This is a genomic window from Roseivivax lentus, from assembly GCF_900156805.1.
GTDB classification, from domain to species: domain Bacteria; phylum Pseudomonadota; class Alphaproteobacteria; order Rhodobacterales; family Rhodobacteraceae; genus Roseivivax; species Roseivivax lentus.
Window position 1 is genome coordinate 1 of sequence record NZ_FTOQ01000003.1, and the last position, 14,188, is coordinate 14,188.

Consider the following 14,188-nt stretch of genomic DNA (forward strand, 5'->3'; position numbering starts at 1 on the left):
TTGTTCATCTTCGCTCCTTGATGGCTTCGATGAACCAGAAATCCTCCATTGCTAAAAACCCTAAATCTGTCCGGTGGGCGCTGACGTCAGACAATATTCAAAAATCGCGCCAATCCGGTGGAATTATTCCTGCCCCGATTTCGATCGGGAGCCGCAATTCCACCAGGAGCGCAAAATGAAAGCTGCCATCTTCTTTCGCGACGGGTCGACGCAAAAAGCCCTGACCCTCTATATTGCCTACGCCCGCAAAGTCCGCGCATCCGGCCTGGCCCTGGTGGCGTCATGGTGAGCCTCGCCGTTCCTCAGGCGCTGGATGCCACCTTCACCGAGGCGCATTTCGGCGGAAACATCCTCGCCTCCCGCGACGAGCTGTCCGAAGAGACCGGGTTCGCCGACCTGGTCGAGGATCTGGGGGTCACGTCCCTGCGCTATCCCGGCGGCTCGCTGACCGAGAACTACTTCGACATCACCGACCCCGATGCGGAGATCGTGGTGAACGAGGGCGGCCAGGAATGCAGCTTCATCGCGCTGTCGGACTTCATGGCCTTCGCAGCTTCGGAGGGGCTGTCGGTGGTCATCGTGCTGCCCACGCGCGATTTCCTGTCCGAAGAGACCGATGCCAACGGCGACCGGTACGTCGACCTCGACGAAGAGGCGCTGCGCGGCTTCGTCAATGACGTGGTCAGCGGTGTCTATGGCGATGCCACGATCGACGCTTTCGAAATCGGCAACGAATACTGGGGCTCGGGCGAGATGTCGTCGGTCGAGTACGGGCGTCTGGCCGCCGAGATGACCCGCATCATCGACGACGAGCTGGCGCAGATGGCCGATGCGCATCCCGAGGCCGAGGAGATCGACCTGATCGTGCAGTCGGGCTACAATTACAACTATGCCTCGCTGACCGACGATTACGCGGAATATCCCACCGCCGAAGAGGTGGTCGCGGCGCTGCACGAAGATTACGGCACGTCCTTCGGCGACGAGATCATCGGCTCCTCGGGCTCGGTCAACTGGACGCTCGTCGCCAACGAGTTGATCCTCCAATCCTTCGAGACCGAAGAGGCGAAGGAGGCCGTCGACGGCGTGGTCACTCATCTCTATTCCAAGGGCAGCGTGAACCCGGCCAACCGCACTTTCCAGCTCGACATGGTGGATCAGACCTGGGGCGAGGAATTCGAGGATATCGACATCTACGTTACCGAGTGGAACCAGGCAGGCAATTCCGGCCATTACGACCGCGAGGAAGATTACGGGCTCTACCAGTCGCACGAGATGCTGAACACGCTCGAGGAGATGGTCTATATGGGCGTCGACCAGGCGCAGGTCTGGCCGTTGCTGCAGAACACCGCCAACGCGTTGTGCGAGGGCTTCACCTACGACGAATTGACCGCCCCGGGCGAGATGTTCTCGATGATGGCCGAGAGCCTTCCCGGCAAGGCCATTCTGGATTTCGACGAGACCAGCCGCGAGACCGAGGCCGAGGGCGAGAACGCCGATGTGCACGGATTCTACGGCGACGGCGAGGTGGTCTTCTTCATCGCCTCAATCGCCGATGAGACCGCCGTCGAGGAAATCGACCTGTCATCGATGTTCACGTCGATTTCCTCGGCCACGATCACTGTTCTGGGCGTCGCCGAGGAGCAATCGCCGGGCGACAACAGCTCCGACGCGGTGCTGACCGAGATCCCGCTCGAGGAGGTCTTTCAGGACGGTGTGCTGGTGGCCGAGCTCAAGCCCGGCGAGATCATGCACGTGGTCGTCGACGCCTTCGAGCCGACCGAGGACTTCGACGAGGTGATGCAAGAGGTGGATGCCGATCCGCAGAACGTGGTTCCCGCGCCCGAGCCCGCCGCGGATTTGCCCGAGCCCATGGTCGCCGATGCAGCGGATGACAGGAACACAATCACCGCCGACGATGTCGATGCGCTCATGGGCGCCGGCAGCGCCGTCACCCAGGCGGCCGACGATGACGCGGATCAGGACGACGACAGGGATCGGGACGAGGATGGAGACGGCGGCGGCGATGGCGGCGGCATGGGCGACATGGGCTTCGTGCTTCTGCTTCCGCTCCTGGCGCTCTTCGGATTGGGCTGAGACGGGATGCGACGAAACAAGGGCGGCCAGGGCCACCCTTGTTTTGAATTGATTGTTTCGAAATCAAAAGGGGGACGCCAATTGGCGCCCCCTTTTGATCCTATTTCATTTTTGTTTCAGGCGAAGAGGTGGCTGAGAGCGCATTGGATAATGGCGCTGATCGTCACCGCCATGCAAATGGTCACGAGCGTCGAGGACCCAAACTCATTATCGTCGGTCGCTTGGGTCTCGTTCTGTCTCTCGAATGCAAGGTCGCGTTCGAGTTTTGTCTGAACCTGAGAGAGGGAGCCGGACAGAGGATCGATGTCGTCGAATACGCTTTTGGCGGAGAACGAATGAAACCCTGGGCGGGACGGCAGGATGAAAGCGTTCTGCGAGATATGTTTCATGGGTCTGCCTTGCATTGCGGGTCCCCGGTAGAGGATCGATTGAGAGTGAAATGTTTGAGTGAAGATCCGAATGTGTCTCTTCATGAAAATGACATTAAATGACCGGGTATGTGGCGCGAAGCCGTGCGAACGGGATTGCGCGGGTCCGATAAGGGCATGAATTGCGCGCAATCGTATATATGCGCGTTGCGTCTGGCGCATGAGGCTCTCGAAGGGGCGGGGGATCGGGGCATGCGCGGCGCCGTGCCAGCGTTCCGGACGCGCTGGGCAGTTCGGAAGCCCGATTTGCGAGCGGTGCCGTCAAGCGTGAGGGGGAGAGACCCGCGACTTCATGCCGGACAAGACAGGTGAGCGCGAAGCTGCAGGCCCTTGCCGCTTGAAGAGGGCTGGCGGCGCCGCGTCGGTCCGGGCTGCATCTCGCGAGAGTCGCAAATTTTGTATCCCAAAGCGTGATGAAATTTTGTGCGACTGTCTATGGGGCTTTGCTGCGCATCCATCGTCGCCATGCGTGAGAATTTGCATTTAGAAGAAGAAAATATCGAATTTACAGGTGGATAGTCTCGAGGAATGGCCGCTGAGCGTGAGGCGTCTCCAGAATCTCAAGGCATGCAACCCCAGGGATTCTGCACGCTAAAAGGCGCAAATCCCTTGCGCGAATCGCAGATGATCTGAATTTTGGTATACATTGAGGGGCGTGAAGACGCGCCGGCTCAACCATCTGAGGAGGATGGCGCGGCGGAGAAGCAGGACGGTTCGGGGGCCCATGCGCCGCCTTTCCCGAATGCGGCTCGCGCTCCGGCCAGGCTCCGGAAACCCAGCAGGAGGGTAAGGTTCGAAATGTCTGTCATCTCTCGAATTCAGGCCGGTGTCGCGGCGCTCATGGTCACGGCGTCCCTCGCAGGCGCCGAAGAGGCCACGATTTCGGCGGTCTATTCGCTGCCGGCCACCAACGATCTCATGAAAAGCTATCTCGCATTCGTGGAGGACGTGAACGCCAACGGCGAGGGCGTCCTGCAGATCGACCTGCGCGGCGGTACGGAGATCATTCCCCGCAACGAGCAGATGAACGCGGTTTCGCGCGGGATCATCGACATGTATATGGGCCCGGCAGGCTATTATCAGCGCCAGATCCCCGAGTTGACGCCGCTCGATGCGGCCTCGGTGCCGGCGGACAAGCTGCGCGCGGCGGGTCTGCACGACGCCATCGACGCGGCCGCGCGCGAGCGGGCCGGCGTGGCGTTCCTCGGCGCGATGGGCACGGGCTACGCGTTCCAGTTCTACACCATCAACGAGCCCAAGGTCATGGAGGACGGCACCGTTGATCTTTCGGGGATGAAGATCCGCGGCGGGTCGAGCTACGACCCGATGTATTCCGCGCTCGATATCGCGCGGGTCGATATCCCGGCGGGCGATATCTACACGGCGCTCGAACGCGGGCTTGTCGAAGGCATCGGCTTCACCACCATCGGCGTCAGTTCGGGCGGGTGGCAGGAATTCCTGAAATACCGCATCTTCCCGACCTGGCGGCAGGGCAACACGATCCTCGCCATGAACGCCGCGAAGCTCGACGGGCTGACCGATGCGCAGCGTGACTACCTCATGGAGATGGTCATGAAGCACGAGATGCTGGCCTACGAGGCGGCCAAGGAGCTCGAGAAGAAAGACACCGAAGCGGTCCATGCCGCGGGCGTGCAGGACGTGGTGCTGGAAGGGGCGGGCGAGGCGCAGATCACCGGCGCGTTCCAGGATACCTTCTGGGAGACGTTGAAAGAGACGCTGGGCGAGGAGACCTCGAACGCGTTCCGCGCCATCGTCGACAAGGCCAACGCCAGCTGAACGCGGGCCGTGCCCCGGGAGAACTCCATGCAGACCTTCTGGTCCCTTTTCGACCGGGTGTTGAACCTCTTGGCCCTGATCGCGGCGGCGATCCTGCCCTTCGTCTTCGCCGCGATCATCTATGACGTGACCACCCGCACGCTGCGGGTGTTCCAGATCAACTGGGTGGTCGCGATCACCGAATACGCGCTGCTCTACGTGGCGGCGCTGGGCACGCCGTGGCTCCTGCGCGAAAAGGGCCATGTCTCGATGGAGGCGTTCCGCGCGGTGCTGCCCGAAGCCGTGAACCGCGTGATCGAGAAGATCGTGATCGTGCTTTGCACGGCGGCCTGCCTGGTGGTGGCCTGGGTCGCGGTGCCGGTGATGATCCAGAACATCGGCGTCACGGATATCCGGGCGAATTTCCTGACCCGCTGGCTGCTCTACGCGCCGATCGTGCTGTGTTTTGCACTCTGCGCCGTCCAGTTCGCACGGTTCCTGATCACCGGCACGTCGCTTTATCGCGGCATCGACGCCGATGCCGGGAACCTCTGAGCCATGGGCATGATGGAATGGTGGGAAGCGGCGATCGTCATGCTGGGCATGGTCATCACGCTCATGGCGATGTGCGTGCCGGTGGCCTTCGCGTTCCTGATCGCGAACCTCGTCGGCGCCTATATCTTCATGGGCGGCTGGATCGGGATCGAGCAGCTGGCGGCCAATACCGGCGAAGCGGTCTCGAGCTTCGTTCTGGTCACCGTGCCGATGTTTGTGCTGATGGGGAACCTGTTCTTCCATTCGGGTATCGCGCTCAAGATCATCGAGACGCTGGACAAGTCGCTGCGCAAGGCGCCGGGGCGGCTCAGCTATATCTCGGTGCTTTGCGGCACCATCTTCGCGGCGCTGTCGGGCTCCAACATGGCCAATACCGCGATGATGGGCAGCCTGCTCTTGCCGCAGATGGAAGCGCGCAAGTACCACCGGCACATGTCCATCGGGCCGATCATCGGCTCGGGCGGGCTCGCGCTTCTGATCCCGCCCTCTACGCTGGCGGTGCTGCTGGGCTCGATCGCGCAGATCAGCATCGCGGACCTGCTGCTGGCGGGCGTGGTGCCGGGCCTCGTTCTGGCGCTGCTCTACCTCGCCACGATCTGGGTTCAGCTGCGCCGGGGCGGGGACCGCGTGGCGCCCGCCTACGATGTCGAGACGGTGCCCACATCCGAGAAGATCCGGCTCGTCTGCATCTACATCCTGCCGATGTCGCTTGTCGTCTTCTCGGTGGTGGGGCTGATCCTGCTGGGCATCACCACGCCGTCCGAGGCAGCGGCCTTCGGGGTGCTGTCGGTGCTCTTCCTGTCGGCCTGTTACGGGCGGCTCAACGTGCCGATGATCGTCAAGTCGCTGGAAGGCACCTTGCGCGTCTCGGTCATGGTGTTCTTCATCATCATCGCGTCGAAGACCTTCTCGCAGGTGCTGGCCTTTTCGGGCGCCACGTCGGGCATGATCCGCTGGGCCACGGGGTTCGAGCTCGACGCGATCACCATGCTGCTGATCATGTTCGCGGTGCTTCTGGTGCTGGGCATGTTCGTCGACGCGATCTCGATGATGCTGCTGACCATCCCGATCTTCTTTCCCATCGCGCAGGCCATCGGCTTCGATCCGATCTGGTTCGCGCTGGTCATGCTGCTCGCCATCGAGATGAGCGGCACGACGCCGCCCTTCGGCCTCCTGCTCTTCGTGATGCAGGGCGTGGCACCGCGCGGCACCACCTATTGGACCATCGCCAAGGCGGCGGTGCCCTATCTGCTCTGCGATCTGATCCTGCTGGTGCTGCTGATCGCGGTGCCGTCGCTGGCGCTCTGGCTGCCCGAGATGAGGTTCTGAGCATGCAGGCGGCGGGATGGACCCGGATCGGCAAGGCGCAGACGCGGGACGGCGATGACCTACTGCTGCGGGGCGAAGGCCGCTTTGCGGGCGACGCGCGGGCCGAGGGTGCACTCTGGCTGCATGTCCTGCGCAGCGATCATGCCGCCGGTGAGATCCGCGCGCTGGACGTCGCCGCGGCGCGGGAGGCCCCGGGCGTGCATGCGGTCTATACCGGCGCGGATCAGGACGGCTTGCAGCCCTTCGCGCTGCGTTACGTGCCCGCGGGCTGCGAGGTGGCGCCGACGCCGTTCCTGCCGCTGGCCACGGATCGCGTGCGCTTCGCCGGGGAGCCGGTGGCGGCGATCGTCGCCGAGAGCCGGGACGCCGCCCTCGATGCCGCCGAGTTGATCCTGCTGGATATCGCCGACGCGCCCGCGGTGACCGATGCGCGCGCCGCTGCAGTGGACGGCGCGCCGCGGGTCTGGGCGGATCGCCCGAACCTCGTCTTCACGCAGGAGCTGGGCGACCGCGCGGCCTTCGAAGAGGCCTGCGCCTCGGCGGATCATGTGCTTACCGCGCGGCTCGAGATCAGCCGCGTCGCCGCCGTCGCGCTCGAGCCGCGCAATGCGCTTGCCACGCCGCTCGATGGCGGGCGGCTGCACCTGCGGACCGGCACGCAGGCGCCGCACCGCGTGAAGGGCGAGGTGGCACATGTGCTGGGCCTCGACCCTGGGCGGATCGTCGTCGAGGCGGAGCACACCGGCGGCAGTTTCGGCATGCGCAACGGCGCTTATCCCGAGGACGTGCTGGTGCTGATGGCGGCGGCGCGGCTCGGGCGCCCTGTGCGCTGGCAGGCGACGCGGTCCGACAGTTTCCTGTCGGACACTCAATCGCGCGAGATGTCGGTGGACGCGACGCTCGCCCTCGATGCCGACGGCCGCTTTCTGGCGCTCGGCGTCGACGGCTATGCGCCGGTCGGTGCGCAACTGGGGCAGATGGCGATGCATCCGATGAGCTCGAACATGCCGGGCATCGTCGGCGTCTACCGCACCCCGGTCCTGCACACGGTCATGCGCGGCGTCTTCGTCAACACGATGCACATGGCGCCCTATCGCGGGGCCGGGCGGCCAGAGGCCATCTACATCATGGAGCGGATGGTCGATCTGGCCGCCGCAGCGCTGGGCCTCGACCCGGCGGAGCTGCGCCGGCGCAACATGATCCCGGCGGCGGCCATGCCCTATGCCACGCCGCTCGGCTATGTCTATGACAGCGGGGATTTCGAGGCCGCTCTCGACACGGTGCTCACGGCGGGCGACTGGGCGGGCTTTGCGGATCGCCGGGCCGACAGCCAGGCGCGCGGCATGCTGCGCGGCATCGGCCTTGCGGCGGCCATCGAACCTGCGGGCGGCGGACCCAAAGGCGCGCAGCTGCCCGAGTTCGCGCGGATCGAACTCGACGCATCGGGCGCGAGGCTCGCCACCGGGTCGGGGGATGCGGGGCAGGGGCACGGAACCGTCTTTCGCCAGGTCCTGCATGATCTTCTGGGCTGGGACGGCGACGTGACCGTCGTCGCGGGCGATACCGATGCCGTCCCGAAGGGCGTCGGCACGTTCGGGTCGCGCACCATGGGGGCGGCCGGACACGCCATGGCGACGGCCGCGCGCGAGATCATCGCCAAGGCCACGGCCCAAGCGGCGCGGCATCTCGACGTGCCCGAAGGCGAGATCGCCTTCGCCGATGGCAGCTTCAAGGCCCGGGGCACCAACCGTGTCGTCACGCTTCATGAGCTGTGCACGGCGCAGGGCGCGCGTTTCGAGGCCGAGGCGTTCGTCGCCACCGATGCCGGCACCTTACCCAACGGCGCCCATCTCGCGGAGGTGGAGGTCGATCCCGAAACCGGCGCGGTGCAGGTCCTGTCCTACTGCGTCGCCGACGATGTGGGCACGGTCATCAACCCGCTTCTGGTCGAGGGGCAGGTGCATGGCGGCGTGGCGCAGGGCCTCGGTCAGGCGCTCTACGAGACGCTGACCTATGACGAAACGGGTGCGCTGCTGTCGGGCTCCTTTATGGATTACGCCCTGCCGCGCGCGGACGATCTGCCCTTCATCGCGGTGCATCACAGCCCGACGCCCACCCGGGCCAACGCGCTGGGCGCCAAGGGCGCGGGCGAAAGCGGCACGGTGGGTGCGCTGCCTGCCGTGATGAACGCGGTCTGCAATGCGCTCGCCTCGGCCGGTGCGGGGCCGATGGACATGCCCGCCACGCCTGCGCGGGTCTGGGCCGCGCTCAATCGAAAGGAGACGCCATGACATCCTGCGCAGTCATCGGGGCGGGGCCGGTGGGCACCACCATGGCGCTGGCGCTCATCCGCGCGGGCTTCGAGGTGAGCCTCTTCGAACGCGAGGCGAGCCTGCCCGCCGATCCCCGCGCCGCGACACTGCAGCCGCCAACGCTCGAGATGCTGAGCGCGCTCGGCACCGGCGCCGAGATCATCGCCAAGGGGCTTTCCGCGCCGGTCTTCCAGTTTCGCGACCGCGCCTCGGACGCGGTGCTGGCCGAATACGATTACGGACGGCTTGAGGGTGAGACGCCGTTCCCCTTCGCCGTGCAATGCGAGCAGTTCAAGGTCGCCGATACCAATGCCCGGGCCATCGAGGCCACGCGCCCCGGCACGCTGCGGCTCAAGACCGCCGTGACCGGGTTCGAGCAGGACGCGGACGGCGTGACCGTCCATGTCGAAACCCCCGAAAGCACCGCCGAGACGCTACGGGTCGATTACCTGATCGGCTGCGACGGTGGCCGCAGCCTGACGCGCAAGGCGCTCGGCATCGCCTTCGAGGGCTTCACCTACGAGGAACGCTTCCTCGTGCTGACCACGCCCCGGGACTTCTTCGAACGCGGCTTCCGGGTGCGCAACTACGTGCTCGACCCGGTGCAATGGTGCGCGCTTTTCAAGGTGCCGCATGAGGGCCCGCCGGGCCTCTGGCGGATCGTGTTTCCGGCGCCCAGCGTCAGCTCCGGCATCGACGCGGTGTCGGACGCCTATGTGCTGGCGCAGATCAGGGGGCTCGACGACACGCTGACGCTCGCCGATATCACCCACCGCAACATCTACGCGGTCAATCAGCGCGTCGCGGCGTCCTTCCGCAAGGGGCGCGTCTTCCTGGCGGGTGATGCGGCGCATGTGAACAATCCGCTGGGCGGGCTCGGCATGAATTCGGGCATCCACGACGCCGTGAACCTTGCCGGGAAACTGGTCGCGGCACAGGCGGACCCGTCCCGCGCCGAGGCGCTGTTCGATGCCTATGACGTGGAGCGCCGCGGCATCGCCGACCGCTATGTGCAGGCGCAGACCATCCAGAACAAGAAGCGCCTCGAGGCCAAGACCCCCGAGGAGCGGAAGGCGGCTGCGGACGAGCTGCGCGCCACCTGCGCCGATCCGGACCGTCATTTTGCCTGGGTGATGAACGCCTCGCTCATCGCCGGGCTGAATTCGCTGAAAGACCAGACAGGGAGCATTTCGTCATGAGCACCGGAACCGACGCGCTGGGCTATCGTCAGAAGATCGGGGTCGTGGTGCCCTCCACGAATACCATCGTGCAGCCCGAAACGGACGCCGTGCGCCTGCCGGGTGTGACCTATCACATCGGGCGGATCCCGATCAGCAACAAGAAGATCTCGACCGACAATTTCCTCGACCACGTCGCGGCGATGCGGGCGGGGATCGAGACGGCGACGGATCAGGTGATAAGTGCGGGCGTGGACCGGCTGATCATGGGTGTGGCGCTCGAGGCGTTCTGGGGCGGGCTTGAAGGTTCCGAGGATCTCAAGGCCAAGCTGGCCACCCATGCGGGCGTGCCGGTCATCCTGGGCTCGGACGCGGTGGCCGAGGGACTGCGCGCCTTCGGGGCGAAATCCATCGCGGTGCTGACGCCGCACATGCCCAAGGGCGACGAACAGGTGCGGAACTGGCTGGAGGAGGCCGGCTTCACGGTGCGCCGCCTGACCGGCCTGCAATGCGCGAGCCCGCGGGAGATCGCCGAAGTGCCCGAGGCGCGGATCCGCAGCGCGCTGCAGGACCTCGATGGCGACGACGTGGACGCGCTCGTTCAGGTCGGCACCAACCTTGCGGGTGCCGGGGTCTGCGCGGAGGCGGAGCGCTTGCTCGGTAAACCGGCGCTGTCGATCAATACCGTGAGCGCATGGTCGGCGGTCCGGTCGGCGGGGATCGCGGATCGCCTGCGCGGCCGTGGCCGCATCTTCGAGGAACATTGACGGGCAGGCGGCGGGGATCGCCTTGTCCCTAGCGCTTGCGAGGTCCGGCACGGCTTCGCGGTCTTGCCGCGGCGGGCGTTCTCTGCTCAGCATGCGGCGGTTCACGCGCCGCATGGCCGGGACCCGGCACTCGCCGCCATTCGAGCGCCGAACGCACGTAATAAAAGGGCCGGGCGCGCCCGCGACGAGGACGACCAATGACCGACACATCGCAGAGCTACGTCATCCCCTGTCCGCCGACCATCGCCCTGCCGGTCGCGGGATCGGAGGCGTGTTTTCCGGTGCGCCGGGTCTATTGCATCGGGCGCAATTACGCCGCCCACGCGATCGAGATGGGCCATGATCCGGATCGCGAGGAGCCCTTCTTCTTCCAGAAGAACCCGGACAATCTCGACCCGACGGGGCGCTTTCCTTATCCGCCGCAATCGCAGGACGTGCATCACGAGGCCGAGCTTGCCGTGATGCTGAAAGGCGGCGGGCGCGACATCGCCGTCGACGAGGCGCTGGATCATGTCTTCGGCTATGCCATTGCGCTCGACATGACGCGGCGGGACCTGCAGGGCGAGCAGAAGGCGCGCGGCCGCCCCTGGGAAATCGGCAAGGCGTTCGAGGCCTCTGCCCCGGTGGGGCCGGTGCATCCGGCCGCCGCGACCGGGCATCTCGATGCGGGGGCGATCACGCTGCATGTGAACGGCGTCCTGCGCCAGGAAGGCGATCTGAACCAGATGATCTGGAAGGTGCCCGAGCAGATCGCGTACCTCTCGCGCTATTACGAACTGGCGCCGGGCGACGTGATCCTGTCGGGCACGCCCGCCGGTGTGGGCCCGGTTGAGCGGGGCGATGTCATGACGGTCGCCATCGCGGGGCTGGGCGAGATGCGCGTCGAGGTGGTCTGACCGGCGCGCCTTCGGGCCGCGCTCAGGCCCGCCGCTTTGCCGCCTGCGCCGCGAGCGCCGCGTCAAGCGCCTCGGGCATCCATCCCTCCTCTACGGCGCGGGTCAGAAGCGCCGCTTGCGTCTCGGGGGCGAGCCCGCCCGCGGGCGGATCGCGGTCGAGATTGGTCGGGAAGGAATAGCCCTCTGCCGTGGCGGCGATGCTGGCGGCCAGCCCGGCGCGGCTCAACGTACCATCGCTCCAGCCGGTCTTGAGCGCGGGAAAGACCGCCCGGCACATGGCAGCGCGGTCCACGCTTTCCATCGCCCGCCCGAAGGCCGAGGAGACCTGCAACAGGTTCACCATGCGGTGCACGTCGGCGCTGCGATTGCTTCCGGCCGCATGAAATAGCGCCGGGTTGAAGAACAGCGCGTCGCCCTTCGAGAGCGGCAGCTGCACGTGATGCGCCTCGAAATGGGCGCGGAAATCGTCGCGCCGCCAAGCCGCATAGCCGGGTTTGTAGAGCTGCGAGAAGGGCAGAAGCTTCGTCGGCCCGCTCTCGACGGGCATGTCGCAATGGGCGATCCCGCCCTGCAGCGTCATCAGCGGCGACAGGTCGTGCACATGGGCGGGGTAGGTGGCGCAAACCTCGGCGGTCTGGAAGCCCAGGTGATAGTCGCGATGGGCCTGCTGCGCCGCGCCGCCGGGATGAACGAGGTTGATCTGCGCGGTCATCTGGTAAAAGGGGCCGAGCCAGGCCTCGCAGGCCGCATCGACGGCGGGGCTTGCGAAAAAGCGCAGGAAGGTCGCGGGCGCCGCGAGGCAGAGCTTCTGCAGGGAATTCCAGATCCGGTCGTTGCTGCCCGCGGCGGCGAAATGGTCGGCCCCGCCGCCTCTTGCGGCCTTCTCCTCGGCGATGATGCGGGTATAGATCCCGGTTGCGGTGTCGATTGCCGCTTGGTCGGTCAGGGCCGCTTTCAGCACGAAGACGCCCGCGCCCGAATGCAGGATCCGCGCCCATTCGGCCATCAGCGCGCGACGCGTCTCGGGTCTCTCCAGCATCGGCGCGCGGGCGACCATGTCGTAGACGGGGATGTTCTGCGCCACTTCCGCCGCGTGGGGCACCTCCGCCGGATCGACGCTGCGGGCCGTCAGCGCGGCGAAATCGGCCAGCGTGCAGCTGGCGGCGTCGTAATAGCCGCCGGGGCCTTGGGGGACGTCCTTCATGCCGGCCTCCTTGGTCCGATCGGCGGGCCCGCCGGCGCAGGGCGGGACTCAGCCCGCGTCGCGCCGGGCGATCCAGTCATGGTCGGGGTCGTTCTCGAAGCGCCATTTGCGCAGCGGGCCCGCCATCACGTTGAGGTAATACATCTCGTAGCCATAGGGCACGCCGCAGGGATGATGCCCGCGTGGGACGATCACCACGTCGCCATCGGACACCGCGATGGTCTCGTCGAGGCTGCGGTCGTCGGTATAGACCCGCTGGATGCCGAAGCCCTGGGCCGGGTTCAGCCGGTGGTAATAGGTCTCTTCGAGATAGGTCATGCGGGGAAAGTCGTCCTCGTCATGCCGGTGGCTCGGATAGGAGGACCAGTTGCCGTCGGGCGTGAACACCTCGGTCACCAGAAGCGAAGAGGCGACGTCGCGATCCTCCATGGCGATGTTGTTGATGTGGCGCGTGTTCTGCCCCTTGCCGCGCGGCGTGAGCGCGATCCCCTCCGGGCCGATCTTGCGCGGAGGGTAGGGGGCCGTGGCGGGAGCCGTGCAGACCGCGAGGACGCAATCGGTCGTGGCCTCGGCCTGCCAGTCGCTGTCGCCCGGCACGTAAAGGCAATGGGGCGGCGTTTTCTCGAAGACCGACAGGCGGTCGCCCATCTCGCCGAACTCTTCGCCCGCGGCGCGCAGATGGGCGCGGCCCTCCACCAACACGAGGATGGCCTCGCGCCCGCCGGTCTGTTCCGAGGCGCGGTCCCCCGGGGCGAGATGATAGAGGCCGAAGCCCACATATCCCCATCCCGCCCGCTCCGGCGTGATGTCATGGACATGCCCGTGCCGGCCCGTGGGCCTGAAGCGCAGCTTGCTCATACCGTCCCGCCGAGCGAGCCTTCGAGCTGGGCCAGTTCCTGACCGCCCGCCATGAGGTCCTGCAACTCGTCGGGCGTGATCTGCCCGCGCTGCGCGGTGCCGAGCGTCTTGCCGCGATTGAGAACGGTGAAGCGGTCGCCCACGGCCATGGCGTGGCGGACATTGTGGGTGATGAAGACCACCCCGATCCCGTCCTTGCGCACCCGGTCGATGGTCGCCAGCACGTTCGAGGTCTGCCGCACACCGAGCGCCGAGGTCGGCTCGTCGAGGATCAGCACCTTGGCGCCGAAATAGACCGCCCGCGCGATGGCCACGGTCTGACGCTCGCCGCCCGAAAGGGTGCCAACCGCCTGGTCCGGCGCGCGCAGGTTGATGCCCATCTTCTTCATCTGCTCCATGGTGATCGCGTTCGCGGTCTCCGTGTCGAAGCGCTTGAACGGGCCCGAGCCCTTGGTGGGCTCGCGCCCCATGAAGAAATTCCGCGTCACCGACATGAGCGGGATCATCGCGAGGTCCTGATAGACCGTGGCGATGCCCGCCTCCATCGAGTCGCGCGGGCTGTCGAAATGCATCTCGCGGCCTTCGAACATGATCGAGCCCTTGGTGGGCTTGTGCACCCCGGACATGGTCTTGATGAAGGTTGACTTGCCCGCGCCGTTGTCGCCCAGAAGGCAATGGCATTCGCCGGGCGAGACGTCGAAGGACACCCCGGCCAACGCGATCACGTTGCCGAAATGCTTCTCGATATTGTCCATGTGGATGATCGGGGCGTGTTCCGTGCGTGAGTTCAT

12 protein-coding genes are annotated in these 14,188 nt (G+C 66.0%); 8 read left to right on the forward strand and 4 right to left on the reverse strand.

Features of this window, described 5'->3' with window-relative positions:
* The first annotated feature begins 282 nt into the window (after nt 1–282).
* Nucleotides 283–2,094: a hypothetical protein gene (locus BW990_RS07000; RefSeq protein ID WP_076446427.1), complete on the forward strand. Its 1,812-nt coding sequence runs from the start codon at nt 283–285 to the stop codon at nt 2,092–2,094.
* Nucleotides 2,095–2,210: 116 nt separating this feature from the next.
* Here BW990_RS07000 and BW990_RS07005 read toward each other — a convergent pair whose 3' ends face one another.
* Nucleotides 2,211–2,483: a hypothetical protein gene (locus BW990_RS07005; RefSeq protein ID WP_076446429.1), complete on the reverse strand. Its 273-nt coding sequence runs from the start codon at nt 2,481–2,483 to the stop codon at nt 2,211–2,213.
* A gap of 837 nt (nt 2,484–3,320) precedes the next feature.
* Between BW990_RS07005 and BW990_RS07010 the strand changes: the two genes are divergently transcribed.
* The 7 genes from BW990_RS07010 to BW990_RS07040 all read left to right on the forward strand — a co-directional run bounded on the left by BW990_RS07010 (nt 3,321) and on the right by BW990_RS07040 (nt 11,335).
* The gene (locus BW990_RS07010; RefSeq protein ID WP_076446431.1) at nt 3,321–4,319 is read left to right on the forward strand and encodes a type 2 periplasmic-binding domain-containing protein; all 999 of its coding nucleotides are present in this window, start codon (nt 3,321–3,323) and stop codon (nt 4,317–4,319) included.
* 27 nt (nt 4,320–4,346) lie between these two features.
* Complete coding sequence (locus tag BW990_RS07015; RefSeq protein ID WP_076446433.1) at nt 4,347–4,853, forward strand: TRAP transporter small permease; 507 nt, start codon at nt 4,347–4,349, stop codon at nt 4,851–4,853.
* A gap of 12 nt (nt 4,854–4,865) precedes the next feature.
* On the forward strand, nt 4,866–6,182 hold the full coding sequence (locus BW990_RS07020; RefSeq protein WP_076447091.1) for a TRAP transporter large permease: 1,317 nt from the start codon (nt 4,866–4,868) through the stop codon (nt 6,180–6,182).
* Between the two features lie 2 nt (nt 6,183–6,184).
* Nucleotides 6,185–8,473, forward strand: a complete 2,289-nt coding sequence (locus tag BW990_RS07025; protein ID WP_076446435.1) for a xanthine dehydrogenase family protein molybdopterin-binding subunit — start codon at nt 6,185–6,187, stop codon at nt 8,471–8,473.
* On the forward strand, nt 8,470–9,693 hold the full coding sequence (locus BW990_RS07030; protein WP_076446437.1) for an FAD-dependent oxidoreductase: 1,224 nt from the start codon (nt 8,470–8,472) through the stop codon (nt 9,691–9,693). Before BW990_RS07025 ends, BW990_RS07030 begins: the two co-directional genes overlap by 4 nt.
* Complete coding sequence (locus BW990_RS07035) at nt 9,690–10,439, forward strand: maleate cis-trans isomerase family protein (protein ID WP_076446439.1); 750 nt, start codon at nt 9,690–9,692, stop codon at nt 10,437–10,439. Before BW990_RS07030 ends, BW990_RS07035 begins: the two co-directional genes overlap by 4 nt.
* Before the next feature lie 197 nt (nt 10,440–10,636).
* The gene (locus BW990_RS07040; RefSeq protein WP_076446441.1) at nt 10,637–11,335 is read left to right on the forward strand and encodes a fumarylacetoacetate hydrolase family protein; all 699 of its coding nucleotides are present in this window, start codon (nt 10,637–10,639) and stop codon (nt 11,333–11,335) included.
* Nucleotides 11,336–11,357: 22 nt separating this feature from the next.
* Here the strand turns inward: BW990_RS07040 and BW990_RS07045 are convergent, their stop codons facing one another.
* The 3 genes from BW990_RS07045 to BW990_RS07055 are packed head-to-tail and all read right to left on the reverse strand — an operon-like array spanning nt 11,358 to nt 14,188.
* Nucleotides 11,358–12,539: a phytanoyl-CoA dioxygenase family protein gene (locus tag BW990_RS07045; protein WP_076446443.1), complete on the reverse strand. Its 1,182-nt coding sequence runs from the start codon at nt 12,537–12,539 to the stop codon at nt 11,358–11,360.
* A gap of 48 nt (nt 12,540–12,587) precedes the next feature.
* Entirely contained in the window at nt 12,588–13,397 is an 810-nt protein-coding gene (gene iolB / locus BW990_RS07050; protein ID WP_076446445.1) for a 5-deoxy-glucuronate isomerase, read from the reverse strand.
* Nucleotides 13,394–14,188: an ATP-binding cassette domain-containing protein gene (locus BW990_RS07055; protein WP_076446446.1), complete on the reverse strand. Its 795-nt coding sequence runs from the start codon at nt 14,186–14,188 to the stop codon at nt 13,394–13,396. Before BW990_RS07055 ends, iolB begins: the two co-directional genes overlap by 4 nt.